Genomic DNA, 24,123 nt, shown 5'->3' on the forward strand with positions numbered 1-24,123 from the left:
CGATGCGTCGGACCGGATGACCGATTGTGGGGAACGATGCGCGCAGCGCGGCACCTGCCGCCGGCATCGTGTTGCGTAATCTAGGCGCTCGGAGGGACATCCCCCCAATTGGCTTTTTCAATGCAGTCGATAGCGATCGCCCGGTGCCGGGCGAACGATCGTGCGAATGTGCGCACGACACGATGCGCAACCGATAACGCAATCGCGCCGGGGCAATGACATCATGCCCCGGCGCGATGCGTGTTGCACGAGGCGTCGCCGACTGCGCGACGCCCCGCTCGCCCGGCCCGGTGCGTGCGACCGGGCAAAGGACGTTTACCGAACGTCGCCGGCAGACGACGGACGCACCATGTAGCTGACGATGCGCCCCGGACCGGACACGCGCCCCGCGCCGAACACGTTGCCGTAGCTGCTCGTGACGCCGGACAACCCGTTGTACAGGCGGCCCATCACGGAGACCGAATCGTCGCCGTGCAACGTGCCGTTGTTGGTCACGTTGCCCATGACCTTGACGGCGCCGGCCTCGATCGCGCCGCTGTTGGTCAGGTTGCCCATCGCGGAAAGCAACGTCTTCGCGCGCAGCGTGCCGTTGTTGGTCGTATTGCCCATGACCTTGACGTCGCCGGCCTCGAGCGTGCCGCTGTTGGTCAGCTTGCCCATGACCCGCACGTCGCGCCCGCTGACGACGCCGCCGTTGGTCAGTCGGCCGTTGATCTCGAGCGCGCCGTCGCTGTGGAGCGTGCCGGCATTGGTCGCATCGCCTGCAATCCTGACGCTGCGCCCGCGCACGGAACCGTCGTTGTCGAGGCGGCCGGACACGTCGACGGTATCGGCGCTGACCGCGCCGTGATTGTCGAGTGCGCTCAGAACCGACACCGTCTGCGCTTGCAGCCGCCCGCTCGACGCGATCGTCGCCTTGCCGCTCGATGCAAGCGTCACACGGCCGGCCGACGCGTCGACCGTGCCGGCGATCCGGACGCCGGTTTTCGCGGACGCGCCGATCAACGCGATCTCGTCCGCCCGCAGGCTGCCCGATTCGGACACGTCGATCGCCGCGGCCGGCGCCTTGCCGCTTGCCGGACCGGAGAGCGTCTGCCGGTTCGCTTGCTCGATCGCGGCCGTGCCTTGATGCGCGACCGCGACCAGCGTCTTCGCGCGCACCGCCGCATCGACCTTCAGACCGCGCGACACGAGATCGAGCCGGTCCGCATTACGCGCGTCGAGCCCGGCGCCTTCGATCGCGATGCGTCCGTTCTCGGTCCGGAATCGTGCGATACGGCCGTCCTCGTCGAATTCCGTCGTGCCTGCGACGAGCGACACGCGGTTCGCATTGATGAAGCTCGCGCCGTTCACGCTGATCCCGTTCGGGTTCGCGACGATCACGCGCGCCTGCTGCCCCGCGACTTCGGTCGCCCCGGCCAGCACCGACGCGTTGCCGCCCGTCACCTGGTTCAGGATGATCTGCGCCGAACGGCCGCCGAGTTGCGCATTGCCGTCGATGCTGCCCGCCAGTTGCGTATTCGTACGGTTCACGCTGTTGTTCAGCACGAGCCCCTTCGGGCCGACGTTGTAGTCGAGGAAGCGGTTCGAGGAAATGCCGGTGGCGTCCGGCGCGTTGATGTCGACGATCGGCGTGCCGTTCGGCGCGGCGCCGAGAACGGGGCGGTTGGCCGCGTTTGGATCGACGACGAGTTTCGGGTTCGTTTCGGCGATAGGCGGTGCAGGATCGACCGGCGGCTTCGTTTCTGCGACCGGCGGCTCAGGGTTCACCGGCGGTTTCGTTTCCGCTACCGGCGGCTCTGGGTTCACCGGAGGTTTCGTTTCCGCTACCGGCGGCTCCGGATTGACCGGCGGCTTCGTCTCCGCTACCGGCGGCTCCGGGTTCACCGGTGGTTTCGTCTCCGCTACCGGCGGCTCAGGGTTCACCGGCGGTTTCGTCTCCGCTACCGGCGGCTCCGGGTTCACCGGCGGTTTCGTTTCCGCGACCGGCGGCTCAGGATTCACCGGCGGCTTCGTCGGTTCGTCATCGCCCCCCCACTCCCCGCCGTACTCCAGGCCGCCCGGCACCTTGAGTTTGTTCGCGTTCAAAAGACCGCCCTCCGAGACTCGGACCGTGCCATCCGACAGCAACTTGATCGTGCCGGTCAACGCCTCAACCTTGCCCGAGATATTGATGCCGACGCCCGCCGAATTGCCGACCATGACGATCGAATTATCTCCATGCACGCTGCCGAGTCGCGACACGTCGATCGCAACGCGCGGCAATTCGCCGCGATTCGACGCACTGTACGAGATTCCCCCCTGAGGATTCTCGATGGCCGCCGTCCCTTGCTGCGCGACCGCGACGAGCTTCTTCGCGTGCAACGCGGCATTCACCTTCAGGGTGCGCGACACGAGATCGAGCTGATCCATATTGCGCGCGTCGAGACCGGCGCCGTCGATCGCGATACGGCCGTTCTCGGTCCGGAATCGCGCGACGTTGCCCTGCTCGTCGAACTCCGTCGTGCCCGCGACGAGCGACACGCGGCTCGCGTTGATGAAGCTGGCGCCGTTCACGCTGATCCCGTTCGGGTTCGCGACGATCACGCGCGCCTGCTGCCCCGCGACTTCGGTCGCGCCGGCCAGCACCGACGCATTGCCGCCGGTCACTTGGTTCAGGATGATCGACGCTGCGTGGCCGCCGAGCTGCGCGTTGCCGTCGATGGCGCCCGCCAGTTGCGTGTTCGCGCCGTTCACGCTGTTGTTCAGCACGAGCCCTGCCGGCCCGACGTTGTATTCGGTAAAGCGGTTGGCCGAAATGCCGGCGGCATCCGGTGCGTTGATACCGACGATCGGCGTGCCGTTCGGCCCGTTCGTGATACCGGGACGGTTGGCCGCGTTCGGATCGACGACGAGCGCCGATTGCGCAAACGCGGGCTGCGCCGCGAGGATCGGCATCGCGAGCGTCAGCGCCGCGGCGAGCGCGGTGCGCGCGAACGGCATCGCCGCGCGCGGGCGATGGTGTTGTTGATGTTTCATGGTCTTCTCGGTTTCCTGAAGATGAAAGGACGGGCGTGGCAGGCACCACGCCGAACCGGGCCGGTCCGTCGATCGGCCGATGGACGAGCGTGCGTACTTACATGGCGATTCCCTCCGTGACGTTCGGCGGGCGCGGACTCGCCCGCCGCGATCAGAAACGGCTCGTGAGCGACACATCGAACGTGGGTTGCGCGGTTCGCAGCGCCCCGGGCTTGCGAAGCGGCATGCCGAGCGCGACGTCGTAGCCGAGCATCCGGTAGCCGCCGCGCACGCCGAGCGCGGCGCCGATCAGCGTGCGCCGTTCCCGGCCCGCGCCTTCGCGCGAGCCCGCGCCCGTAACCAGGCCGGCGTCGAGCGCGACATAGGCCTCGTGCGCGCCGAACCACGGTGTGGCCAGTTCGTTGCGCCAGAACCAGCCGCTGTCGCCGGCGAGCGTCTGGTTGCCGTCGAAGCCGCGCACCGTGTAGCGGCCGCCGATCTGCAGGTATTCGGTCGACGGCAACGCGCCGGGCGCGTACTGGAACTGGAGGAATCCGCGATAGCCGAACGGCCGCGCGCCGATCCGGAACGGCGCGTCGGCGCCGAGCGCCGCGGTATACACGCGATAGCGGCCGTCCCATGCGGTCTGCCCGTTGACGCGCCCGGGGAAGGCGCTCAGCCCGGCGAGGCTTGCGCGCATGCCGACGCTCGCGTCGACGGTTGCACGCGCGAACTTCTCGCGATGCGCCGCGCTCACTTCGTAGCTGACGATGTCATGACGGAACACATCGAGCTCGATCGGACCGAACCACGAGCGGTCCTCGCGGCGGGCGAGCTTGAAGCGCAGCGTGGTCTTGCCGTGACCGGAGCGATACGGCACGTAGCCGAAGCCGGCTTCGTAGCGACGGGTCCGCTGGCCGAACGGCGGCACGAGCATGCCGGGCAGGTCGGCCACCAGCGTCTGCCGGCTCGACCACTCGCTGACGCCGAGCGAAAACGACGCATAACCGATCGGCACGTTCCATGCGGCGCTTTTCGCCTGCGAGCCGAGCGACTTGTTGCGCAGTGCGGCGTCGGTGTTGTAAGTGACGATCAGTTGATCGTAGAGCCGCAGCGGCGAATCGATCGAGACGATCGCGCCGAGCTGGTTGCGGCCGGTCGCGTCGAGCCCGCCGTTGTCGGCCGTCGCGACGAAGCGAATGCGGCGCGCATCGTCCGGATGCCGGACGACGATGTCGGTGTCGCCCAGCGACGCGCCCGGAACCAGATCGAACGCGGTGGCCGCCTGGCCGGGCAGGCGGCGCACGTTCTCGAGTGCCTGATCGAGATCGCGCACGTTCAGCAAAGCATGCGCGCCGCGCGGAAACACGATCGGCGTCCAGCCGATCCGGCCGCGCGCATCGTCGATCGCGCCGATGCGGCCGGGCAGCACCTCGACGATCAGGCGTCCGGTCGACAGATCTTGCGGAGGAATGCTGACGAGCGACGTAATGTAGCCGCGCGCGATGAGACGCCGCCCGATCCATCCGCGCAGCAGGCTCAACCCGTTCCGGCCGATGCACGCACGTTCGATCGGGACGGCGTCACGCAGCCACGGGAAAGCATCGGCACCCCGCCACTCGATCGCGTGAATATCGAAACACGGCGTTTCCGCCGGGAAATGCAGCGTATCGGCTTCGCTCGGCGGCTTCGCGGACAGCACGTCCGGCCGGTCGAGCATCTGCTGCCTGAGCTCGTCGAGCTGTTGCGCCTGGTGGCGCTGCGCACTCAGCGGCTGCGTGCCGGACTCGGGCGTCTGCGCCGCGGCCGCAACGGCAAACGCCAGCAGACTCGCGGCACACAGCGCGCGACGGGAGAAGGCGGCTATGCGCTGTACATCGGCGGACCGGATTCGATCGCCGTCGTTTTTGTTAACTATCCTTAACACTCGCATTCCGCCAATCTCGCGATACATCAATCAAGCGCGGATTATGCGGAAGCGAATTATCGGATTTCAATTCAAAACAACGTCTTGAAATTAAATTCGTACTTGTCCCATTATTTTTAACCGAATGAATAGGACATTTAATTTATCTCATTAAAATATTGACCGATCCCGTCAAGTCGACTCGACTCGTGCACATCGGCTCGTCGCGTAGCGCCCAGCTCGCGCAGCGTGGCAAGTTGCCGGTCCGCCGTCACGGAACAACGCGCGAGCTTGACCGAATGGCAAGACACACCGGGCAATGCGATGAATTGCGCGAATGACGGAATACGTTCGAATGGCCGATCCTTGCCGATTTCACGCTGCCTGTCGGGTGCGGAATGCGAGCCGTGATCGTCGTCGCACCCGAATCAATCGGATTTGAAAGTATTTTTCCAACTGGCGAGACGCGACGGCGCAAGCTTCCGCTCACGCATCCATCGCACGCTTGAGCAGCAATTCGCGCTCGCGCTCGTTGCGCGTCAGTTCCGCCGCGCGGCGGAACTCGAGCTTCGCCTCGTCGGCACGCCCGAGCTTCGCCAGCAGGTCGCCGCGCACGCTCGGCAGCCAGTGATAGCGCGCGAGCGCGGGATCGTCGCGCAGCACGTCGACGAGTTCGAGCGCCGCCGCCGGCCCGAACGCCATCCCCACCGCCACCGCGCGATTCAACTCGACGACCGGCGACGGTGCGACTTCGGCGAGCGCGTCGTACAGCGCGACGATCTGCGCCCAGTCCGTTTCCGACGCGTGCCGCGCACGCGCGTGGCAGGCGGCCAGCGCGGCCTGCAACGCATACGGCCCGCGCACGCCGCCGAGCTTCGTCGCCCGTTCGAGCGCCGCGAGGCCGCGCCGGATCAGCAGTTGATCCCAGCGGCTGCGATCCTGGTCGAGCAGCAGCACCGGCCGGCCCTGCGCATCGGTGCGCGCATGCATGCGCGACGCCTGCAACTCCATCAGCGCGACGAGGCCGAGCACTTCGCTCTCGTCCGGCGCCAGCCCCGCGAGCACGCGGCCGAGCCGCAGCGCTTCGTCGCACAACGCGGGGCGCATCCAGTCGTCGCCCGCGGTCGCCGCATGGCCTTCGTTGAACACCAGGTAGATCACCTCGAGCACCGACGCGAGCCGCGCGGGCCGCGCATCGGCGGCCGGCACCTCGAACGGCACGTGCGCCGCCGCGAGCGTGCGCTTCGCGCGTACGATCCGCTGCGCGATCGTCGGCTCGGGCGTCAGGAACGCACGTGCGATCTCGCCCGTCGTCAGCCCGCCGAGCAGCCGCAGCGTCAGCGCGACGCGCGCGTCGGTCGACAGCACCGGGTGGCACGACGTGAAGATCAACCGCAGCAGGTCGTCGCCGATGTCGTCGTCGCTCGCGTCGGCGAGCGCATCGGCGATGTCGGGGACGACATGCGCTTCGAGCGCGTCCATCTCGTGGCCGAGCTGGTCGCGCTTCGCCGCATGAAGCGACTCCTGCCGGACGCGGTCGAGCGCGCGACGCTTCACGGCCGTCATCAGCCAGGCGGCCGGATTGTCGGGCACGCCGTCGACGGGCCAGTGCTCGAGCGCCGCGACGAGCGTGTCCTGCGCCAGTTCCTCGGCGACACCGACGTCGCGCACCACGCGCGCGGCGCGCGCGATGATCTTCGGCGCCTCGATCCGCCAGACCGCCTCGATCGCACGATGCGTCGCTTCATGCGTCACGACGCCTGCCCCTCGGCGGACGCGTCCAGCGGCATGGCCATCAGTTCCCATGCATGGCCGTCCGGATCGTCGAACCCGTGGCCGTACATGTTCGGGTACTCGCGCGGCGCTTGCGGCGCGGACCCGCCGGCCGCCAGCGCCTTTGCGACGATCGCGTCGACTTCGGCGCGGCTTTCGCACGACAGGCACGACAGGACCTGCACATGCGTTGCCGGATCGATGATGGTTTTGCCGGTGAACGTCTGGAAAAACGGACGCACGAGCAGCATCGCGAAGATCGTGTCGCTGATCTTGATGCAGGCGGCCTGGTCGTTGGTATAGGCCGGCACGACTTCGAAGCCGAGCGCCTGGTAGAACGCCTTCGAGCGCGGCAGGTCGGCCACGGGCAGGTTGATGAAGACCATCTTGTGCATGTCGGGTGCTCCCGGTGAGGTTGGATTCAGGTGGGCAGTCAATCAGGCGCTGGTACGGCCGACGTGGAGTTCGCGAAACCGCTCGACCGCGTCGCTCGGCGTGAGGTCGTCGAGCTCGAACAGCGGCCGCACCTCGATCTCGCAATCCATCTCGGCGCCGAACGGCGCGGGGAACCGGCGCGTCCATTCGAGCGCCTCGTCGCGCGAACGCACCTGGATCAGCGTATAGCCGGCGATCAATTCCTTCGTTTCCGCGAACGGGCCGTCGACCACCGTGCCCTTGCCGCCCGTATAGCGCACGCGCCAGCCGCGCGCGCTCGGCCGCAGGCCGTTCGCGTCGAGCAGCACGCCGGCCTTGGCCAGTTCCTCGTGATACACGGTCATGGCCTCGACCAGCCGGTTGTCCGGCAACGCGTCGGATTCGCTGACGGCGTTCGCCCGGATCATGATCATGAATCGCATCGTTCACTCCTTGTCGTCGGTGAAAGGAGACGCCCGTTCATCGGCGCCTTATCCGGACGACGGGCGGAACACGGCCGGATCGACACGCGCCACGATAAATCAGGGTAAATACCGAGTCACGGCCTTCACAGGAAGCACGGGCCGACCGCGCGTACCTCGACCGTGCACCATTGCGCGGCCGGGCACTGGCGTGCGATCTCGATCGCCTCCTCGCGCGTGTCGACGTCGACGAGGAAGAAGCCGCCGACCATCTCCTTCGCCTCCGCGAACGGGCCGTCGAGCAGGCGCGTCTCGCCGTCGCGCACCTGCACGCGCGTGCCGCGCTCGGAGCGCTCCAGCGACTCGACGCCGCGCAGCACGCCGCGCGCCTTCAGCGTCTCGGCGAAATCGACCATCCGCGCGTAAAGCGCCTGGCCTTCGTCGAGCGTGCGTTCCGCGCGCTGGTCGGTCGGTTCGACGATCAACAGCATGTAAGACATGGACTTCTCCTATAGGGACGGGGTGCGGCGGCGTTCGCTGCGCGATCGGCGTGCGACACCCGATGCGAAAGCGTAACAGCCGCGGCAGGGTCTGCCTGCATCGTTAGCCAACCGGCACTGGCCGGACGGCCAATTCGGCCGCTTCCTGGCATTTTGCCGTCAAGATGCGCTCCCGAACTGTCGGATTTTCTTCCAGTGGACCGTCCCATGTCACGCTTGCTTCCGCCGCTTGCCGTCGCGCTATCGCTCGCCCTCTCCGTCCGGCCTGCCCCCGCCGCGCTACCGGTCAGCGCCGGCTGCGGCGGCGCGACCTCGGCGATTGCCGACCTCCGCAGCGCTGGCGGCCCGTCGCCGCTGGCCGGGCAAACGACCTCGATCGAAGCCGTCGTCACCGCGGCGTTCGGCGGCGCCGACGGCTTCGGCGGCTTCTTCGTCCAGCAGGCCGACGCGCAGCGGCGGCACCGGCCGGGCGTCCCGGAAGGCCTGTTCGTGTACGCACCGAACGCACGCGCGCGCCCCGGCGATCTCGTGCATCTCACGGGCCGGGTCGACGATAAATACGGCCGCACACAGTTCGTGCTGTCGGGCGGCATCGCCGTCTGCGCACGCGGGCAGTCGGTCACGCCGGCGACGCTCACGCTGCCGGTCGCCGCGCCGGCCGTGCTGGCCGCGCACGAAGGCATGCGGGTGCGCCTGCCGCAAACGCTGACGGTCAGCGATACGCACGAACTCGGCCGCTACGGCAGCGTCGTGCTCAGCAACGGCCGGCTGCGCATCCCGACCCACGTCGCGCCGCCGGCCGAAGCCGCCGCGCTCGCGGCGGCCAACGCGCGCAACCGCATCGTGCTCGACGACGGCTCGAGCCGCCGCGATCCCGCAACCGTCCGCTATCCGCCGCCCGCGCTGAGCGCCGCCAATACGCTGCGCGCAGGCTACACGGTGCGCGGCGTCGAAGGCGTGCTCGAACTGCGCTACGGCACGTGGCGGCTGCAACCGACAGCCGGCGCGGCGCCGGTGTTCGACGCCGCCGCGAATCCGCGTACCGATGCGCCGGACCGGCACCCCGGTGCAGACGTGCGCATCGCGTCGTTCAACGTATTCAACTATTTCAACGGCGACGGCCATGGCGGCGGATTCGACGCGCCGGCCAACCGTGGCGCAAAAACGCACGCCGTCTTCGTGCGGCAGGAGGCGAAGATCGTCGCGGCGTTGCGCGCGCTGCGCGCCGACGTGATCGGTCTGATGGAAATCGCGAACAACGGCCACGGCGACGCGAGCGCGGTGCGGCGTCTCGCTGCGCAACTTGGCGACGGCTGGCGCGCTGTCGCCCCCGGCACCGTGCGGCTCGGCCGCGACGTGATCGCGGTCGCGCTGCTGTACGACAGCCGCACGGTCGAGCCGGTCGGGCGCGCCGCGACCGTCGCGCTCTGCGGCCGGCACCGCCCGCCGCTTGCGCAGACCTTCCGGCGCATCGGCGGCACGCGCGCGTTCACTGTCGCGGTCAATCACCTGAAGTCGAAGAACTGCCCGAACGCGACCGGCGCCGACCTCGACCAGTCCGACGGCCAGGGCTGCTGGAATGCGGCGCGCACGCGAGCGGCCACGCGCATCGCCGACTGGCTCGCCGCTTCGCCGACGGGCGCCGCGGCCGACGGCGTGCTGCTGATCGGCGACCTGAACAGCTATGCGAAGGAAGATCCGGTCCGCGCGCTCGAATCGCGCGGCTATGCGAACCTGGTTGCCCGCTTCGTCGGCGATGCTGCGTACAGCTACGTATTTCGCGGCGAAGCCGGTTACCTCGACCACGCGCTGGCCACGTCGACACTCGCCGCACGCGTGAAGGCCGTGCACATATGGCACATCAACGCCGACGAACCGGTCGCCCTGCAACCCGTGCCCGATTACAAAACGCGTGTGCATCGGTCGTCTTATTACGCACCCGACGCATACCGCTCGTCGGACCACGATCCCGTCATCATCGATGTCGCGCTTGGCGACAGCGGCGCCGTGCCGGCCTCGGGCACGAACCGTGCTCCCCGACACAGCGTGGACTAGTGCATTTGCATCAACACAAGGCCTGCAACGGCACTATTTACCTGACGCCCCTGGCGACGCCATATTTACCGGACATTCGCTTCGTACCGCTGCTCCACACGCCGATTCGCCCGATTGCGAAATTTTTTCAACCGTCGCCCCGCCCCGCGCGACGGGGCTTCGCGGCGATCCTGCCAACGAATTGAAAATTTGTCTCGAAACTCAATTGGGGCAAGTGAATCACATCAATTGCTGGGATTCGTCTTATCTTCAAATTGGCCTGGAATCGAAGGAGGATAAACACCATGGCGCTCACCGACTCGATCGAACACAAACTGGACCGCGGCCTGGCCGACATCCGTCGCACCGGCCGGCGCGTGGGACGCACGACGCGCTCCGCCGCCCGCGATCTGCATGCCGACGTGACCGACGATCTGCGCGGGCTGGTCGACGAACTCGAAGACCTGTTGAAAAACGATGGCGACGGCGATATCGCCGCGCTGCGCAAGCGCGTGCAGTCGAGGCTCGACGAAGCGCGCAGCGCGCTCGACTACGCGTCGGGCAGCGCGGCCGCCCGGCTGCGCGATTCGGCCGAACGCGTGTCGCAGGTCGTGCACGACAACCCGTGGCAGACCGCCGGCGTCGTCGCGGGCCTCGCGTTCGTTGCGGGCCTGCTCCTTGCCCGCCGTTGAACGGGGCTGCCCGCACCGCTGCCCGCACCGTCCGTCCTCAATCAGACAACGAAGGAGAACCGCCATGCAGAAGTCCCTCGCCATGAAAGCCGCCGCCGCCGTGATGCTCGGCAGCCTTGCACTCGCCGGCTGCACGACCACGCCCGACAAACCCGAAACCGCATCGGCCAGCGCGTCGAAGCGCCAGTCGATCGACGCGAGCGTAAACGCGACGCTGTCGCGCCTCTATTCGACGGTGCCGGGTTCGCGTGAACTCGTCGCGAAATCGCGCGGCGTACTCGTGTTCCCGAACGTGCTGCAAGCCGGTCTCATCATCGGCGGCCAGTCCGGCAACGGCGCGCTGCGCGTCGGCGGCAGCACCGTCGGCTACTACAACACGTCGTCGCTGTCGGTCGGCCTGCAGGCCGGCGCGCAGTCGAAGGCGATCGTGTTCCTGTTCATGACGCAGGATGCGCTTGACTCGTTCCGCAAGTCGGACGGCTGGGCTGCCGGCGCCGACGCATCGGTCGCGGTCGTGAAGGTCGGCGCGAACGGCGCGGTCGACACCACCACGGCCACCGCGCCTGTCGAGGTGCTGGTCCTGACCAACGCAGGCCTGATGGGCGACCTGTCGGTGAACGGCACCAAGGTCACGAAGCTCAATATCTGACGGTACCGCACGCGGCCTTGCGCCGCGTTCGCTTCCCGGCAGCGCCGCGGCCCCGGCCGCGGCGTTTTCGCATGGGTCGCGCGCAGCGGTTATGATGGCGGCACCTTTGCGGGCATACTCCCGATGGGCCGCCCCGCCGCGTGTTCCGCAGCGAACCCGTGACGTTCGCGAGCCGATCGCGCCCGGGGCAACGAGATTCAATCAAACCAAGCATCAATCTGCGCGAATGCCACCCATGGATAGCGGACACGATCACCAAAAATTCTTCTATTTCCTGCTGTTCGCGGTCACCGTCGGCATGTGCGGGATTCTCGCGCCGTTCTCCGGGGCCGTGTTCTGGGGCACCATTCTCGCGATCCTGTTCCAGCCGGTGCAGCGCTGGCTCGCCGCGCGCTTCGGCAAGCGGCGCAACCTGGCCGCGCTCGTGACGATGACGCTGATCATCCTGATCGTGATCCTGCCGCTCGTATTCGTCGCCGGCACGCTCGTACAGGAAATCGCCTACGTCTATCAGGAAATCAAGACCGCGCAGCCGAACTATTCGCAGTACTTCCAGGAGATCATCCACGCGCTGCCGACGTCGATCCAGCGCCTGCTCGCGAAATACGGGCTGACCAACATCCCCGGCATTCAGAAAAAGCTGACCGACGGCGCCGCGCAGATCAGCCAGTTCGCCGCGGCCCAGGCGTTCAGCATCGGCCAGAACACGTTCCAGTTCATCGTCAGCTTCGGCGTGATGCTGTACATGGTGTTCTTCCTGCTGCGTGACGGCGGCGAGATCGGCCGCCGCGTGCGCCGCGCGCTACCGCTCGACGAGGAGCACAAGAACCTGCTGCTCGCGAAGTTCACGACGGTCGTGCGCGCGACCGTGAAAGGCAACGTCGCGGTCGCGCTCGTGCAGGGCGCGCTCGGCGGGCTGATCTTCTGGATCCTCGGCATCCAGGGCGTCGTGCTGTGGGGCGCGCTGATGGCGTTCCTGTCGCTGCTGCCCGCGATCGGCGCGAGCCTCGTGTGGATACCGGCCGCGCTCTACTTCCTGGCGATCGGCGAGATCTGGAAATGCGTGATCCTCGTCGCATTCTGCGTCGGCGTGATCGGTCTCGTCGACAACCTGCTGCGCCCGATCCTCGTCGGCAAGGACACGAAGATGCCCGACTGGGTCGTGCTGATCTCGACGCTCGGCGGGATGGCGCTGTTCGGCATCAACGGCTTCGTGATCGGGCCGCTCGTCGCCGCGCTGTTCATGGCGAGCTGGGACATCTACGCGCGCGCCGAACAGGGCGAATGACGCGGCGCGTGGCCGCGTGCCATACGCCCGGCCGCCACCGCTCCATCCGCACGCACAAGCCCTCCGTCACGGATGGCGAATCCTGATCACGACGGGCGCCACGGCGCCCGTCGCTTCATCCGCCGCGACGGTCATCACGCCGCCATACGGGCCCACACGATGAACGCGGCCCGACACCAGCGGCACGCTTCGATCGTCGCGCGCATCGCGCCACGTTGCGCGCACGCCGGAATCGGCATCCAGCGCGAACGGCGCACCGTCGGGCCCGACCAGTGCCACATGAGCACCCGGCAAACGCCGGCCATGCGCATCGAACCGGAGCGTCGCCGCGGCCCCGCTGCCCGCCGCCTCCCGTCCTTCGACAATCGCGCCCGACGGCGCGTCGAACGTCACGTCGTAGAGATCGACGAGCGCGCCGGTAAACCGCACGATGCCGTCCGACGCGGCCTGCCCCGCCGCATTCGACATCGCCAGCACGACGCCCAGCCCGATCGCCATCATCCGCACGGCGCCGACGCACCGCACCGTTCGATTGCGCATCGCTGCCGCTGCCGATGCCACCCGCTTCGCGTTGTTCCGCATGTTCCCTCTCCTCTGCCGCGTGACCAGAAAAAAAGGCGGCGTGACGCGTCGGTCACGCCGCCTGTTCACTGGCGATCACTTTAGGGAGAGAGGCCGGGACAATATATGGGACAAGTCCGAAACTGAGAGCCGTTTGATCGAACTCATCGCGCTCGACAACACCTGACGGCAACGCGCGGCCGATATCGCGCGCCGCGCCGCAAGCCGGTCACGCGTCCGGATCGACACGCAGCACGAGCTTGCCTCGATGGTCGCCGTCGAACAGGCGATTCAGCACGTCGGGCGCGTTTTCGAGACCGTCGGCAACCGTTTCCTCGGCCTTGAGCCGGCCGTCGCGCAGCCAGCCCGCGAGCGTCTGCACGGCTTCGCGGCTCTTGCGGTAGTCGAGGATCAGGAAGCCGCGCATCGTCAGCCGCTTCGAGATCAGCACGCCGACGTCGTCGGCCGCGCGGCCGCTGTTGTAGTTCGAGATCACGCCGCACAGCGCGACGCGCCCGCCGATCACCATCCGCGACAACACCGCGCGCATCACCTCGCCGCCGACGTTCTCGAAGTTCACATGCACGCCGTCCGGCGTCGCCGCCTTCAGTTGCTGACGGAAATCGCCGGCCTTGTAGTCGACGGCCGCGTCGAAGCCGAGCGTCTCGGTCAGGTAGCGGCACTTGTCCGCGCCGCCCGCAATGCCGACCACACGCGCGCCGTGGATCTTGCCGATCTGCCCGGCGATCGAGCCGACCGACCCGGCCGCCGCCGACACGACGAGCGTCTCGCCGGGCTGCACCGGCGCGATGTCGGTCAGCCCGTAATACGCGGTCAGCCCGCTCATCCCGCACGCGCCGAGCAGCGTCGGCAGCGGCAGGCCCGACTGCGCGGGCAGCTTCACGAGCTGCGCGGCCTGGTCGGCCGGCACGACCGCATAGTCCTGCCAGCCGACGAGCCCCTGCACGAGATCGCCTTCCGCGAAACCGGCATGGCGCGACGCGACCACGCGCCCGATGCCGAGCGCGCGCATCACCTCGCCGATCGCGACGGGCGGCAGGTACTGCGGCACGTCGCTCATCCACACGCGGTTGGTCGGGTCCATCGACAGGTACAGCACGCGCACGAGCACCTCGCCGTCCGCGAGCGCCGGCACCGGCGTCTCGACGAGCGAGAAGTGTTCGCGGCCGACCCGCCCTTCCGGGCGCGTCTTCAGCAGCAGTTGGCGGTTCACGGGTGTCGACACGATGTTCTCCTCCGGTGGTTGCGGTACGGGATGCGGGATGCGCGTCAGACCGCGCACATGCCGCCGTCGATCACGAGTTCGGCGGCCGTCACGAAGCGGCTTTCGTCGGATGCGAGATACACGGCCGCATGCGCGACGTCGTCCGGCTCGCCGAGCCGGCGCAGCGGAATGCCGCGCGCGAGCTTGCGCGTCGCATCGCGTTCGCCGAGCGTCTGGAACAGCGGCTCGACGATCCCCGTGCGGATGAACGCCGGGTGAATCGAGTTGCAGCGCACGTCGAGCTCACGGCGTGCGCAATCGATCGCGGCCGATTTCGTCAGCGACGCGACCGCCGCCTTCGACGCGTTGTACGCGGTGAAATCCGGCTCGACCTTGAACGCGGCGACCGACGAGATGTTGATGATCGATGCGGGATGGCTCGCGCCCAGGTACGACAGCGCATGCTTGCAGCCGAGCACGATGCTCTCGACGTTGATCGCCATCACGCGCCGCCATTCGTCCAGTTCGATTTGCGCGGGCGAGCCGATCGAGCCGACGCCCGCATTGTTGACGAGCACCGACAGCCCGCCCATCGCATCGTTCGCCTGCGCGAGCAGCGCCTGCCAGCGCGCTTCGTCGCGCACGTCCTGCGTCGCGGCGAACGCGACCGGCGTCGCGTGGCCCGCGTTGAGTTCCTGCGCGAACGCGTCGAGCACCGCCGCTTCGGCGATGTCGGTCAAGAACACGCGCGCGCCCTGCTCGACCATCCGGCGCGCAATCGCGCGGCCGAGGCCGCCCGCGGCGCCCGTGATGTATGCGCACTTGCCGGCGAGGCGCGAAGAAACGACTGTCATGTGAGCTGCTCCTGTCGTGAATCGTCGTCGCGGCATGCTGCCGCGACGGGTTTTCCGTGCGTGTCGCGGCCGACGCATGCCGGTCGACGGCGCGTCGGCTTCATAAGATGCCGCACGGTTTCCGCGAGTATATCGAGACGAGCGTGACGCGCGCCGGGCAGCCGGCCGCGGTCGAACGACAGCCAGCGTACGCGAATGACGCCAATCGATGAAATGAATAATCGTTATGCCCGGTCATAGATTCCGCTCATGACCGTCGTGCGGCTGCGCCAATGCGCAAAGCGGCACGGCCGATCCCGTGGACCGGCCGGTTCGTTGATTCCGGGAATGACGGACGATGCGTACCGCGACAGACAGGGAACGATCAGGAAGAGGAATCGCGCAATCACCGGGCGATCGCCGGCGGCAACCTGGCGGCACCGGAACACCGAAACACCGGGCCGCCGCAACCGGCAACCGTCAGAATCCGTCGCCCGACGGCGCGCGCACGAACGCGCAGAGTTGCGGCGAATGCGTATCGATCATCTGCTGGAACGGCGCACGGTTCCCGTAAGCGATGCCCGACACGAGCAGCAGGCAGACGGCCGCGATGCGCGGCGAGAACGCGCGCTGCCGCGCGCCGTCGTAGCCGCGCAGGAACATCAGCGCGACCAGCGCGCCGAGCATCCAGCCGACGACGACTTCCGGAATCGTGTGCGAGTGATCAAACACGCGTGCGACGGCCGTAACCGCGCCGACGGCCAGCCCGGCCGCGATGCCGGGCGCCTTGCCCGGCCGGAACGCCTGCCACAGCATCGACAGCGCGACCGTCCACACCGACGTCGACAGCATCGTATGGCCGCTGATCACGCGAAAATCGAATTGGGGAATCTCGATGCCGCACCCGGCATACAGGATCTTGGTTGCGCCGACGAGGCCCATGCCGGCGGCCAGCAACACGACCCAGCGCACGGCGACGCGCCAGTCGGTCAGCGCCAGCCACGCCGCGCAGGTCAGCGCGATCGGCAAGGTCAGCGCGGCATCGCCGATGTTGCTGATTTCACTCCACATAACGGACTTCGGACGACGATCGAAAGGCCGCAGTTTACCGCATGCGCGCAGCGCGTCTGTGTCAGCCTGTGACAGGCTGTATCAGCCCGCGACACCGGTGATCAGCAGCAGGTTCGTGCCGGTGATGACGACGAACAGCGCCCACGCGGCGGCCTGCATCCCGCGGCCGATCGTGTGCTCGCCCATCACGTTGCGATCGCTGACCGACCGGATCAGCGGCCACATCGCGAACGGCAGCTGCAGGCTCAGCAGCACCTGGCTCCAGACGAGCAGTTGCCCGACCGACCCGTCGCCGAGCCACAGCACGCCGATCAGCGCCGGCACGAGCGCGAGCCCGCGCGTGATCAGCCGGCGCTGGTAGCACGGGATCTTCGTATGCAGGAAGCCGTCCATGATCACCTGGCCGGCGATCGTGCCGGTCAGCGTCGAGCTTTGCCCCGACGCGAGCAGCGCGATGCCGAACAGCAGTGCGGCAGCGCCGCCCGCGATCGGCGTAATCAGCTTGTAGGCCTGCTCGATGTCGGTCACGTTGTGCTGGCCCGTCGCATGGAATGCCGCGCCCGCGACGATCAGGATCGCCGCATTGACGAGCATCGCGACGAACAGCGACACGCAGGTATCGATGCGCACCAGCGCGAGCGTGTCGCGGACCACGCCGCGCGCGCCGCCGACGACATGCCGCGTCTGCACGACCGACGAATGCAGATACAGGTTGTGCGGCATGATCGTCGCGCCGACGATGCCGAGCGCGAGCACGATCGCGTCCTTGCGGTCGTGGCCCGGATCGCCGGGCACGAGCCCGCCGACCACCGCGTGCCAGTCGGGCGGCGTGATCGCGACCTGCGCGACGAAGCAGAACGCCATCGTCGCGATCAGCCCGAGCACGATCGCCTCGATCTGCCGGAACCCCTTGCCCTGCAGGCCGAGCACGATCATCGTGTCGAGCGCGGTCAGCACGATCCCCCACGCGAGCGGCACGCCGAGCAGCAGCTTGAACGCAAGCGCGCAGCCGAGGACTTCCGCGATGTCGCACGCGATGATCGACACCTCGGCGGTGACCCACTGCACGATGCGGCCGAACCGGCCGTAACGATCGTAGCTGGCCTGCGCGAGATCCCTGCCCGCGACGAGGCCGAGCCGCGCCGCGAGCATCTGCAGGAAGATCGCCGCGAGGCTCGAGAACGCGACGACCCACAGCAGCGAATAGCCGAACTGCGAGCCGGCCTGGATGTCGGTCGCCCAGTTGCCGGGATCCATGTAGCCGATCGCGACGAGCAGGCCGGGGCCGAAAAAGCGCTTGAGCTTCTGCCAGCGCGGCGCGCCGGCGTCGATCGTGATGCTGCCCTTTACTTCCGACGGGCAGAAAGGGGCGGTGGCGGTAGTGGGGAGGAAGGGCATGTAAACCGGGAATCGAGATCGCGACAGGACGATTCTACGGGTATCCGTCCCGTTTTCTCCTGCACGCCGGCATACGCGGCGCAACTCGCCCCTCCGCCCTCGCACAACGCGGCTGCAGGTCGGTCGTCCGCATCGCACGACGCGGCATCGTGGCCAAGGATCTTTTCCCGCTCGGCGACGCGAAATTCGGTCGGCGACATCAGCAGGCGCTGGCGAAACAGCTTCGCGAGCCGCTCGCCGCTGCCGAACCCCGTGCGGCGCGCGACCTTGTCGGCCGGCAGCGTCGTATGGATCAGCATGTGGCACGCGCGCTCGAGCCGCACATGCTGGACGAACGCGGTCGGCGTCACGCCGATCTCCTTCTTGAAGCGCCGCAGGAAATTGCGCTCGCTCATCGCGGCGGCCTGTGCGGCGTTCGCGATCGATATGCGGTTCACGCTCAACGCGCGCAGCCGCTGCGCCGACATCCGGATCGACGGGCTCGCGCTCAGTTCGCGAAACGCCCACATCGACTGTGCATAGCGCTGCTCGACCGGCCGCAGCATGTTGCTGGCGATCTCCTGCGCGGCGCTGTCGCCGAGATCGGCGCGGAACATGTCGAGCGCGGCCGCGAACACGTCGGTCTCGCCTGCCTGCAGTTCGACCGTCGCGTCGGCACGGCGCCCGGCTTTGCTGGGCGACACGTGGATCGCCGCCGACTGCCGCTGCGTGGCCGCGAGCCCGGGCAGGTCCATCGCATCGACGATCCAGCGCGCGTGCCGGCGAATGTCGGTCAGGCGCCGCTGCAACGCATCGTTCCAGTTGACGGCCGCGCGGTCGCCGTGAAGATGAAAGAACGCGAGCGCACGGCGGCCGTGCTCGTCGCCGAGCGGATCGGCCGCGATGCTCACGCCGGACGACGACTGCAACAGTCCCCCGCTTTCGGATACGTACTTCAACTGGTAATCCGCACTGAGCGCATGCAGGCGATTCGCCAGGTTGAAAGCCTCGCCGAGACGCGCGGCCTGGGCCAACGAAAACCCCGTACTCAAATAGATAACGACCCACCTCTGATCTGCTGCATTCACTGGCCAAGCCCCCGACTTGTTTCGACTTCTTCTAATACCGTCGAACTGTCAGGCTTATATTTGGTTTGAATGCGTGCGACAGGACGGCTATCCCGAAATATGAAGCGACGGCATCTTAGCCGAACGGGTAGCGCCTTTGGCACGAAATGGCCGACGTGGACAGCATGATGGCGGATTACTACAGGCTGTTGCGAATCGATGGTATGCCCGCACGGAATCGCACCTGTCGATACAGCCGATCGGTGCGGTCGTCGTGCGTCACGATGTGCGCATTTCGTTTCGTTGTGTTGCGTTGCGCATCGGACGAAGCTGCGGTCGCGTACCGGTCCGAACGGCCCCGACATGCATCGAACGCCGTCGATCGCCGCGCATGAAAGCCCGCGCATCCGTTGCCTGCTCATCCTTTAGAATCGATCCACCGTTCATCACGCCGCCCGCGCCCCGTGCCCGCCGATCACCGTCTCGACCTGAACCTGTTTCGCGTGCTCGACGCCGTCTACGTGCACGGCGGTATCGGCGCAGCCGCCCGCGCGCTGCATCTCACGCAGCCCGCGGTTACGCACTCACTCAACCGGCTGCGTGCGCATTTCGACGATCCGCTGTTCGTGCGCCAGGGCAACCGCGTCGTGCCGACCGAGCGCACGCGGTCGATCATCGCGGACGTGCAGTTGCACTTGAAGGGCCTGCAAGGCACCGTGCGCGATCCATCGGCATTCGATCCCGCGACGCTCGACCTGAGCATCGCGGTCGGCATTCGCGACGTGCTCGAATCGATCGCGCTGCCGCGGATCGTCGCCGCGTTCGCCGACGAAGCGCCGGGCCTGCGGCTCGTGAGCCGCCGCATCGCAGTGCCCGACATCGAGCGCGAACTCGCATCGGGCAATCTCGATCTCGCGGTCGACCGTCGCGTGCAGACGAGCCCGCGCATCGCCACCGAACACCTGCTCGACGATTCGCTCGTCGTCGCGCTGCGCCGCGATCATCCGCTCGCGCGCGATCCGCTGCGGCGCGGCGACTATTTCGCGGCGCGGCATATCGCGGTATCGTCGTTCGGCGAACCGCAATCGCTCGACGTATTGCTCGGCAGCGACGGGCGCTTCCGCGATATCCGGCTCACCTGCCAGCACTATTTCGCCGCGTGCCAGATCGCCGCGACCGGCGACCTGCTGGTCACGCTGCCGCACACCTATGCGCTGCGGATGGCCGCGCTGCTGCCGATCGTCGTGCGGCCGCTGCCGCTGCGGCTCAGGCCGTTCCCGCTGCTCGCGTACTGGCACGAATCGCGCGACACCGATCGCGCGCACCAGTGGGTGCGCGAGCGCATCGCCGCGCTCGTGCGCAGCAGCGCGGGCGTCGCCGACGCGTAACCACGCTGCGTACGCCGTTACGATCGAAACGATATGCTGACGGCTTCGCGCCGCCATGCGGCGCCCGCTTCCTTCTTCCCGCTTACCGGAGACTTGCCATGTCGCTCATCCATGCCGCCGCCGTCCTCGATGCCGACGCGCCCGATTACGTCGTCCAGCTGCAGGCCGGCACGCACGCGCTGACCGGCGACGAAGCGCCGCGCGAAGGCGGCCAGGATCGTGGGCCGGCGCCGTACGAGTTCGTGCTTGCCGGTCTCGCGCAATGCACGGCCGCGACGCTGCGCATGTATATGCAGCGCAAGTCGTGGCCGGCCGCGCGCATCGACGTGCGCACCGAGTTGCATGCCGATCGCGAAGGCGTGCAATACGTGCGCCGCGTCGTGACGCTCGACGGCCCGCTCGACGACGCGCAACGCCAGCGCCTCGCCGAGATCTGCGAGAAGACGCCGGTGACGCAGTTCATCAAGCGCGGCACGCGGATCGAGACGACGTTGAAGTGACGTGCGCGGCGAGCGGCGCGCGGCACACCATCAGCGCCTGAAAAACAAAACGGGCGGGCCGCGCACGATGCGCAGCCCGCCCGTCCATCGATACAGCCAGGCGCTTACAGTCCGAGCGCGGACAGGTCCAGCTTGCCGTCCTTCATCGGCGGGCACCAGAAATACGCGCCCGTCAGCGGCCGCGTGAAGCGGAACAGGCCGTCGACGATCCCGTCGTCCGCGCCGCTCATGCGGCGCATCTGCACGTCGAACGCACGGAACGAGCAGCCGAACGCAACGAAGTAGAGGCCCGCGCGGCGCGCGTCCGACCACGGCGACGAACGGCGCAGCATGAACGCCTCCGGCTCGTAGCTTTCCTGCGCGGTGCGCTTCACGTGCGCGAACTCGGGCGCGTCGTCGAGTTCCTCGTTGTCCGAGCGGCGGCGCCCGATGATGTTGTCCATGTCGCCCGACGGAATGCGCTCCATCTGGTCGAAGTCGTGCAGCCACTGCTGGACCGCGACGAAGCTCGAACCGTCGAGCCCCGCACCCTGCCCCGCCACGATCGCCGCGTCGAGCGCGTCGTCGCCGGTCGGGTTCTCGGTGCCGTCCTCGTAGCCGGACAGGTCGCGATCGTTCGAATAGCGGAAGCCGTCGACGGCGTCCTGCAGCGCGAACGCCGGCGCCAGCACGCGTTCGATCGCCCGCGCGCGCAGCACGATCTCGCCACGATCGTCGGCGCGCAGCCAGACCCACACGTCGGCCGGCGTCGCCGGCAGCGTGCGGTCCTTCACCGCGAACGCCGGGTAGTCGGTCAGGCCCGGAACCGGGCGCCCGAGGTGCGCCGCCAGCGCCTGTCCGAAACCGACGACCGTGTCGCGTCCATCGACGATCTCGCGCAGCGCGGCCAGTGCCGCCGCTACATTGCCGTCATTCGAAATCGTGAAAGTGAGGTATCGGGCCGCCGTGTCGATCGGAGCCAGGATGCCTTGCTGAACGTCGCTCATCGTTTCCTCAGGAGTGTATCGGGGGTGAATCTTCGAGGGCCGCATCGGGCGGCCGCTCGTCGTGCCGGGCCGCGCCGGGACGCACGCACCGTGGCGTGCCGCGAACGCCGAAGTGTAATCGATGCGCCCGCCGGCCCCCCTGCGCCGCCGCTTCGCGGAAAGCCCTAAAAAGAAGGGCCGGAACCCTGAATACTAACCGTATCGACGCCGCAACGCCGCATTCGTCAGACGTTGCAGCGTGCAGAACACTGCTGATAGAATCTTTAAACGTCTTTTCGGCGTCCTTTCAACCGTTCACTTCAGGGGAGGTGCAGATGTTCCGAATGCCAGCAACCTTCCCGAACGTGGTCCCACGGCGCAGCTGATCCAGCCCGCCGTCCGCGCCGGCTCCCGAGTTTTTCGCTAACCCGTCAGCCGCGCTTTTCCCGACAGCCCGTTTCGTTCCGCCCGCGTTTTCCACGCGGCTCCGGCTGTTGCGTTTTCGACGTTCTCCGAACCGGAAAGTCCCGTCGCGCGATGCGCCGGGCAATGATAAATGACCAGAAAAACCTCCCATCTGGGCGGCCACGCATTCAAGGCCGTCTTCGGCTTCACCATCCGCTACTGGCGCAAGCAGCCGGCACGCATCGCCACGGTCGCGACCTTCGCACTGCTCGCCGCCCTCGCCGACGTGCTCACGCCGCTGTTCGCCGGCCGTCTCGTCGACGCGCTGTCGACCGGCCTGACCGACCGCGCCGCCGCGTGGCATTCCGCCGTCGTCGCGTTCGGCACGCTCGCCGCGCTCGGCATCGGCGCGACGGTGCTGCGGCAATGCGTCTACCTGAACATCATCACGCTCACGCTGAAGATGATGAGCGAGATCGCCGCCGCATCGTTCCACCGCGTGCAGCGCTTCTCGACCGACTGGCACGCGAACAGCTTCGCGGGTTCGACCGTGCGCAAGATCACGCGCGGCATCTGGGCGCTCGACCTGCTGAACGACACCGTGCTGATCGCGCTGCTGCCGTCGGTCGCGATGCTGGTCGGCGCAACCGTGCTGCTCGGCACGCACTGGCCCGTGATGGGGCTCGTCGTCGGCGCGGGCTCGCTGCTGTACATCGCGGTGACGGTCGCCGTGTCGCTCGGCGTCGTCGCGCCGGCCGCGCGGCTCGGCAACCTGTGGGATACGCGCATGGGCGGCGCGCTCGCCGACGCGGTGAGCTGCAACGCGGTCGTCAAGGCGTTCGGCGCGGAAACGCGCGAGGAAGCGCGGCTCGCGCGCGTGATCGGCAAGTGGCGGCAGCGCACGCGCCGCACGTGGGTGCGCGGCACGTTCAACGGCGGGCTGCAGGGCGCGATGCTCGTCGCGATGCAGGCCGCGATGATCGGCGTCGCGCTGCGGCTGTGGGCGAGCGACGAGGCGAGCGTCGGCGACATCGCGTTCGCGCTGACGATGTTCTTCATGCTGCAGGGTTACCTGCGCGACGTCGGCATGCACATCCGCAACCTGCAGCGTTCGGTGAACGACATGGAAGAACTCGTCGCGCTCGAACGCCAGCCGCTCGGCATCGACGATCGCCCCGGCGCGCCGGCCATCCGGATCGGGCAAGGCGAGATCCGCTTCGAGCACGTGACGTTCCGCTACGGCAACCATCCGGTGCCGCTGTACGACGATTTCTCGATGCGGATCGCGCCCGGCGAGCGCGTGGGCCTCGTCGGCCACTCGGGGTCGGGCAAGACGACGTTCATCAAGCTGATCCAGCGCCTGTACGACGTGTCGGGCGGTCGCATCACGATCGACGGGCAGGACATCGCGCGCGTGCGGCAGGATTCGCTGCGCAGCCAGATCGCGATCGTCCAGCAGGAGCCCGTGCTGTTCCACCGCACGCTCGCGGAGAACATCGCGTATGCGCGCCCCGACGCGAGCCGCGCGGACATCGAACGCGCCGCGCGTCTCGCCAGTGCGCACGACTTCATCGTCGCGCTGCCGGACGGCTATGACACGCTCGTCGGCGAACGCGGGATCAAGCTGTCGGGCGGCGAGCGCCAGCGCGTCGCGATCGCGCGCGCGTTCCTCGCCGATGCGCCGATCCTGATCCTCGACGAAGCAACGTCGAGCCTCGACAGCGAAAGCGAGCTGCTGATCCAGCAGGCGATGGAGCGGCTGATGGTCGGCCGCACGACGCTCGTCGTCGCGCACCGGCTGTCGACCGTACGTGCGCTCGACCGGCTGCTCGTGCTCGATCGCGGCAAGGTGATCGAGGAAGGCAACCACGACACGCTGATCCGCATCGCCGGCGGCATCTACCGCCGGCTGTTCGAGCGGCAGGCGCTGGAGCTCGCGAAGGGGCTTGCCGATTCGCCGCGGCGCATGGCGGACGATAACGCCGGGCCGCTGGGCGAGCCGGCGGAGGCTTGACGCAAGCGTGTCGCGATACGGCCCGGCAGTGGGATCATCACC

General features: G+C 67.9%; 20 protein-coding genes. 7 read left to right on the forward strand and 13 right to left on the reverse strand.

Going from position 1 to position 24,123, the window contains the following annotated elements; translation table 11 throughout:
• Positions 1-315 precede the first annotated feature (315 nt).
• From AC3WLY_RS00180 to AC3WLY_RS00205, 6 genes are all read right to left on the reverse strand, one after another.
• The gene (locus AC3WLY_RS00180) at positions 316-3,018 is read right to left on the reverse strand and encodes a two-partner secretion domain-containing protein (protein ID WP_492332632.1); all 2,703 of its coding nucleotides are present in this window, start codon (positions 3,016-3,018) and stop codon (positions 316-318) included.
• Positions 3,019-3,169: 151 nt separating this feature from the next.
• Positions 3,170-4,951, reverse strand: coding sequence for a ShlB/FhaC/HecB family hemolysin secretion/activation protein (locus AC3WLY_RS00185; protein WP_492308467.1), 1,782 nt, complete (start codon positions 4,949-4,951; stop codon positions 3,170-3,172).
• A gap of 438 nt (positions 4,952-5,389) precedes the next feature.
• Entirely contained in the window at positions 5,390-6,658 is a 1,269-nt protein-coding gene (locus AC3WLY_RS00190; protein WP_072439337.1) for an RNA polymerase sigma factor, read from the reverse strand.
• Positions 6,655-7,071: a VOC family protein gene (locus AC3WLY_RS00195; protein ID WP_492308466.1), complete on the reverse strand. Its 417-nt coding sequence runs from the start codon at positions 7,069-7,071 to the stop codon at positions 6,655-6,657. Before AC3WLY_RS00195 ends, AC3WLY_RS00190 begins: the two co-directional genes overlap by 4 nt.
• A 42-nt stretch (positions 7,072-7,113) precedes the next feature.
• Positions 7,114-7,533, reverse strand: coding sequence for a YciI family protein (locus AC3WLY_RS00200; protein WP_174949126.1), 420 nt, complete (start codon positions 7,531-7,533; stop codon positions 7,114-7,116).
• 125 nt (positions 7,534-7,658) lie between these two features.
• Positions 7,659-8,012: a YciI family protein gene (locus tag AC3WLY_RS00205; RefSeq protein ID WP_034185206.1), complete on the reverse strand. Its 354-nt coding sequence runs from the start codon at positions 8,010-8,012 to the stop codon at positions 7,659-7,661.
• Positions 8,013-8,219: 207 nt separating this feature from the next.
• Between AC3WLY_RS00205 and AC3WLY_RS00210 the strand changes: the two genes are divergently transcribed.
• From AC3WLY_RS00210 to AC3WLY_RS00225, 4 genes are all read left to right on the forward strand, one after another.
• Positions 8,220-10,067, forward strand: coding sequence for an ExeM/NucH family extracellular endonuclease (locus tag AC3WLY_RS00210; protein ID WP_492308465.1), 1,848 nt, complete (start codon positions 8,220-8,222; stop codon positions 10,065-10,067).
• 284 nt (positions 10,068-10,351) lie between these two features.
• Positions 10,352-10,738 (forward strand): ElaB/YgaM/YqjD family protein, encoded by a 387-nt coding sequence (locus tag AC3WLY_RS00215; protein WP_072439328.1) that lies wholly within the window; start codon positions 10,352-10,354, stop codon positions 10,736-10,738.
• Between the two features lie 64 nt (positions 10,739-10,802).
• Complete coding sequence (locus tag AC3WLY_RS00220; protein ID WP_072439326.1) at positions 10,803-11,387, forward strand: BPSL1445 family SYLF domain-containing lipoprotein; 585 nt, start codon at positions 10,803-10,805, stop codon at positions 11,385-11,387.
• Positions 11,388-11,622: 235 nt separating this feature from the next.
• On the forward strand, positions 11,623-12,675 hold the full coding sequence (locus tag AC3WLY_RS00225; protein WP_175958627.1) for an AI-2E family transporter: 1,053 nt from the start codon (positions 11,623-11,625) through the stop codon (positions 12,673-12,675).
• 66 nt (positions 12,676-12,741) lie between these two features.
• Here the strand turns inward: AC3WLY_RS00225 and AC3WLY_RS00230 are convergent, their stop codons facing one another.
• The 6 genes from AC3WLY_RS00230 to AC3WLY_RS00255 all read right to left on the reverse strand — a co-directional run bounded on the left by AC3WLY_RS00230 (position 12,742) and on the right by AC3WLY_RS00255 (position 18,776).
• Positions 12,742-13,257: a thioesterase gene (locus tag AC3WLY_RS00230; protein ID WP_492308464.1), complete on the reverse strand. Its 516-nt coding sequence runs from the start codon at positions 13,255-13,257 to the stop codon at positions 12,742-12,744.
• Between the two features lie 208 nt (positions 13,258-13,465).
• Positions 13,466-14,482, reverse strand: a complete 1,017-nt coding sequence (locus AC3WLY_RS00235) for an NADP-dependent oxidoreductase (RefSeq protein ID WP_175958625.1) — start codon at positions 14,480-14,482, stop codon at positions 13,466-13,468.
• Positions 14,483-14,526: 44 nt separating this feature from the next.
• Positions 14,527-15,315, reverse strand: coding sequence for an SDR family oxidoreductase (locus tag AC3WLY_RS00240; protein WP_492308463.1), 789 nt, complete (start codon positions 15,313-15,315; stop codon positions 14,527-14,529).
• Positions 15,316-15,774: 459 nt separating this feature from the next.
• Positions 15,775-16,365, reverse strand: a complete 591-nt coding sequence (locus tag AC3WLY_RS00245) for a phosphatase PAP2 family protein (RefSeq protein ID WP_034185138.1) — start codon at positions 16,363-16,365, stop codon at positions 15,775-15,777.
• 81 nt (positions 16,366-16,446) lie between these two features.
• The gene (locus tag AC3WLY_RS00250; RefSeq protein WP_175958623.1) at positions 16,447-17,763 is read right to left on the reverse strand and encodes an Nramp family divalent metal transporter; all 1,317 of its coding nucleotides are present in this window, start codon (positions 17,761-17,763) and stop codon (positions 16,447-16,449) included.
• Positions 17,712-18,776 (reverse strand): helix-turn-helix domain-containing protein, encoded by a 1,065-nt coding sequence (locus tag AC3WLY_RS00255; protein WP_492308462.1) that lies wholly within the window; start codon positions 18,774-18,776, stop codon positions 17,712-17,714. Before AC3WLY_RS00255 ends, AC3WLY_RS00250 begins: the two co-directional genes overlap by 52 nt.
• Positions 18,777-19,273: 497 nt before the next feature.
• On the opposite strand from AC3WLY_RS00255, the gene AC3WLY_RS00260 reads away from it, so the two are divergent.
• Both AC3WLY_RS00260 and AC3WLY_RS00265 read left to right on the forward strand, forming a co-directional pair.
• Complete coding sequence (locus AC3WLY_RS00260; protein ID WP_175958622.1) at positions 19,274-20,197, forward strand: LysR family transcriptional regulator; 924 nt, start codon at positions 19,274-19,276, stop codon at positions 20,195-20,197.
• A gap of 98 nt (positions 20,198-20,295) precedes the next feature.
• Entirely contained in the window at positions 20,296-20,697 is a 402-nt protein-coding gene (locus AC3WLY_RS00265; protein WP_034185134.1) for an OsmC family protein, read from the forward strand.
• A 104-nt stretch (positions 20,698-20,801) separates the two neighbouring features.
• Here AC3WLY_RS00265 and AC3WLY_RS00270 read toward each other — a convergent pair whose 3' ends face one another.
• Complete coding sequence (locus AC3WLY_RS00270; protein ID WP_310131772.1) at positions 20,802-21,683, reverse strand: Dyp-type peroxidase; 882 nt, start codon at positions 21,681-21,683, stop codon at positions 20,802-20,804.
• Between the two features lie 535 nt (positions 21,684-22,218).
• Here AC3WLY_RS00270 and AC3WLY_RS00275 point away from each other — a divergent pair.
• The gene (locus AC3WLY_RS00275; protein ID WP_175958621.1) at positions 22,219-24,081 is read left to right on the forward strand and encodes an ABC transporter ATP-binding protein; all 1,863 of its coding nucleotides are present in this window, start codon (positions 22,219-22,221) and stop codon (positions 24,079-24,081) included.
• Positions 24,082-24,123: the final 42 nt, after the last annotated feature.

The organism is Burkholderia sp. FW306-1C-G01B, from assembly GCF_058781685.1.

Coding starts and splice junctions, on each gene's coding strand:
- AC3WLY_RS00245 (WP_034185138.1), bottom strand. CDS start 16,365: ATGTGGAGTGAAATCAGCAACATCGGCGATGCCGCGCTGACCTTGCCG.
- AC3WLY_RS00220 (WP_072439326.1), top strand. CDS start 10,803: ATGCAGAAGTCCCTCGCCATGAAAGCCGCCGCCGCCGTGATGCTCGGC.
- AC3WLY_RS00180 (WP_492332632.1), bottom strand. CDS start 3,018: ATGAAACATCAACAACACCATCGCCCGCGCGCGGCGATGCCGTTCGCG.
- AC3WLY_RS00185 (WP_492308467.1), bottom strand. CDS start 4,951: ATGTATCGCGAGATTGGCGGAATGCGAGTGTTAAGGATAGTTAACAAA.
- AC3WLY_RS00240 (WP_492308463.1), bottom strand. CDS start 15,315: ATGACAGTCGTTTCTTCGCGCCTCGCCGGCAAGTGCGCATACATCACG.
- AC3WLY_RS00275 (WP_175958621.1), top strand. CDS start 22,219: ATGACCAGAAAAACCTCCCATCTGGGCGGCCACGCATTCAAGGCCGTC.
- AC3WLY_RS00205 (WP_034185206.1), bottom strand. CDS start 8,012: ATGTCTTACATGCTGTTGATCGTCGAACCGACCGACCAGCGCGCGGAA.
- AC3WLY_RS00265 (WP_034185134.1), top strand. CDS start 20,296: ATGTCGCTCATCCATGCCGCCGCCGTCCTCGATGCCGACGCGCCCGAT.
- AC3WLY_RS00210 (WP_492308465.1), top strand. CDS start 8,220: ATGTCACGCTTGCTTCCGCCGCTTGCCGTCGCGCTATCGCTCGCCCTC.
- AC3WLY_RS00250 (WP_175958623.1), bottom strand. CDS start 17,763: ATGCCCTTCCTCCCCACTACCGCCACCGCCCCTTTCTGCCCGTCGGAA.
- AC3WLY_RS00230 (WP_492308464.1), bottom strand. CDS start 13,257: ATGCGGAACAACGCGAAGCGGGTGGCATCGGCAGCGGCAGCGATGCGC.
- AC3WLY_RS00270 (WP_310131772.1), bottom strand. CDS start 21,683: ATGAGCGACGTTCAGCAAGGCATCCTGGCTCCGATCGACACGGCGGCC.
- AC3WLY_RS00225 (WP_175958627.1), top strand. CDS start 11,623: ATGGATAGCGGACACGATCACCAAAAATTCTTCTATTTCCTGCTGTTC.
- AC3WLY_RS00215 (WP_072439328.1), top strand. CDS start 10,352: ATGGCGCTCACCGACTCGATCGAACACAAACTGGACCGCGGCCTGGCC.
- AC3WLY_RS00200 (WP_174949126.1), bottom strand. CDS start 7,533: ATGCGATTCATGATCATGATCCGGGCGAACGCCGTCAGCGAATCCGAC.
- AC3WLY_RS00195 (WP_492308466.1), bottom strand. CDS start 7,071: ATGCACAAGATGGTCTTCATCAACCTGCCCGTGGCCGACCTGCCGCGC.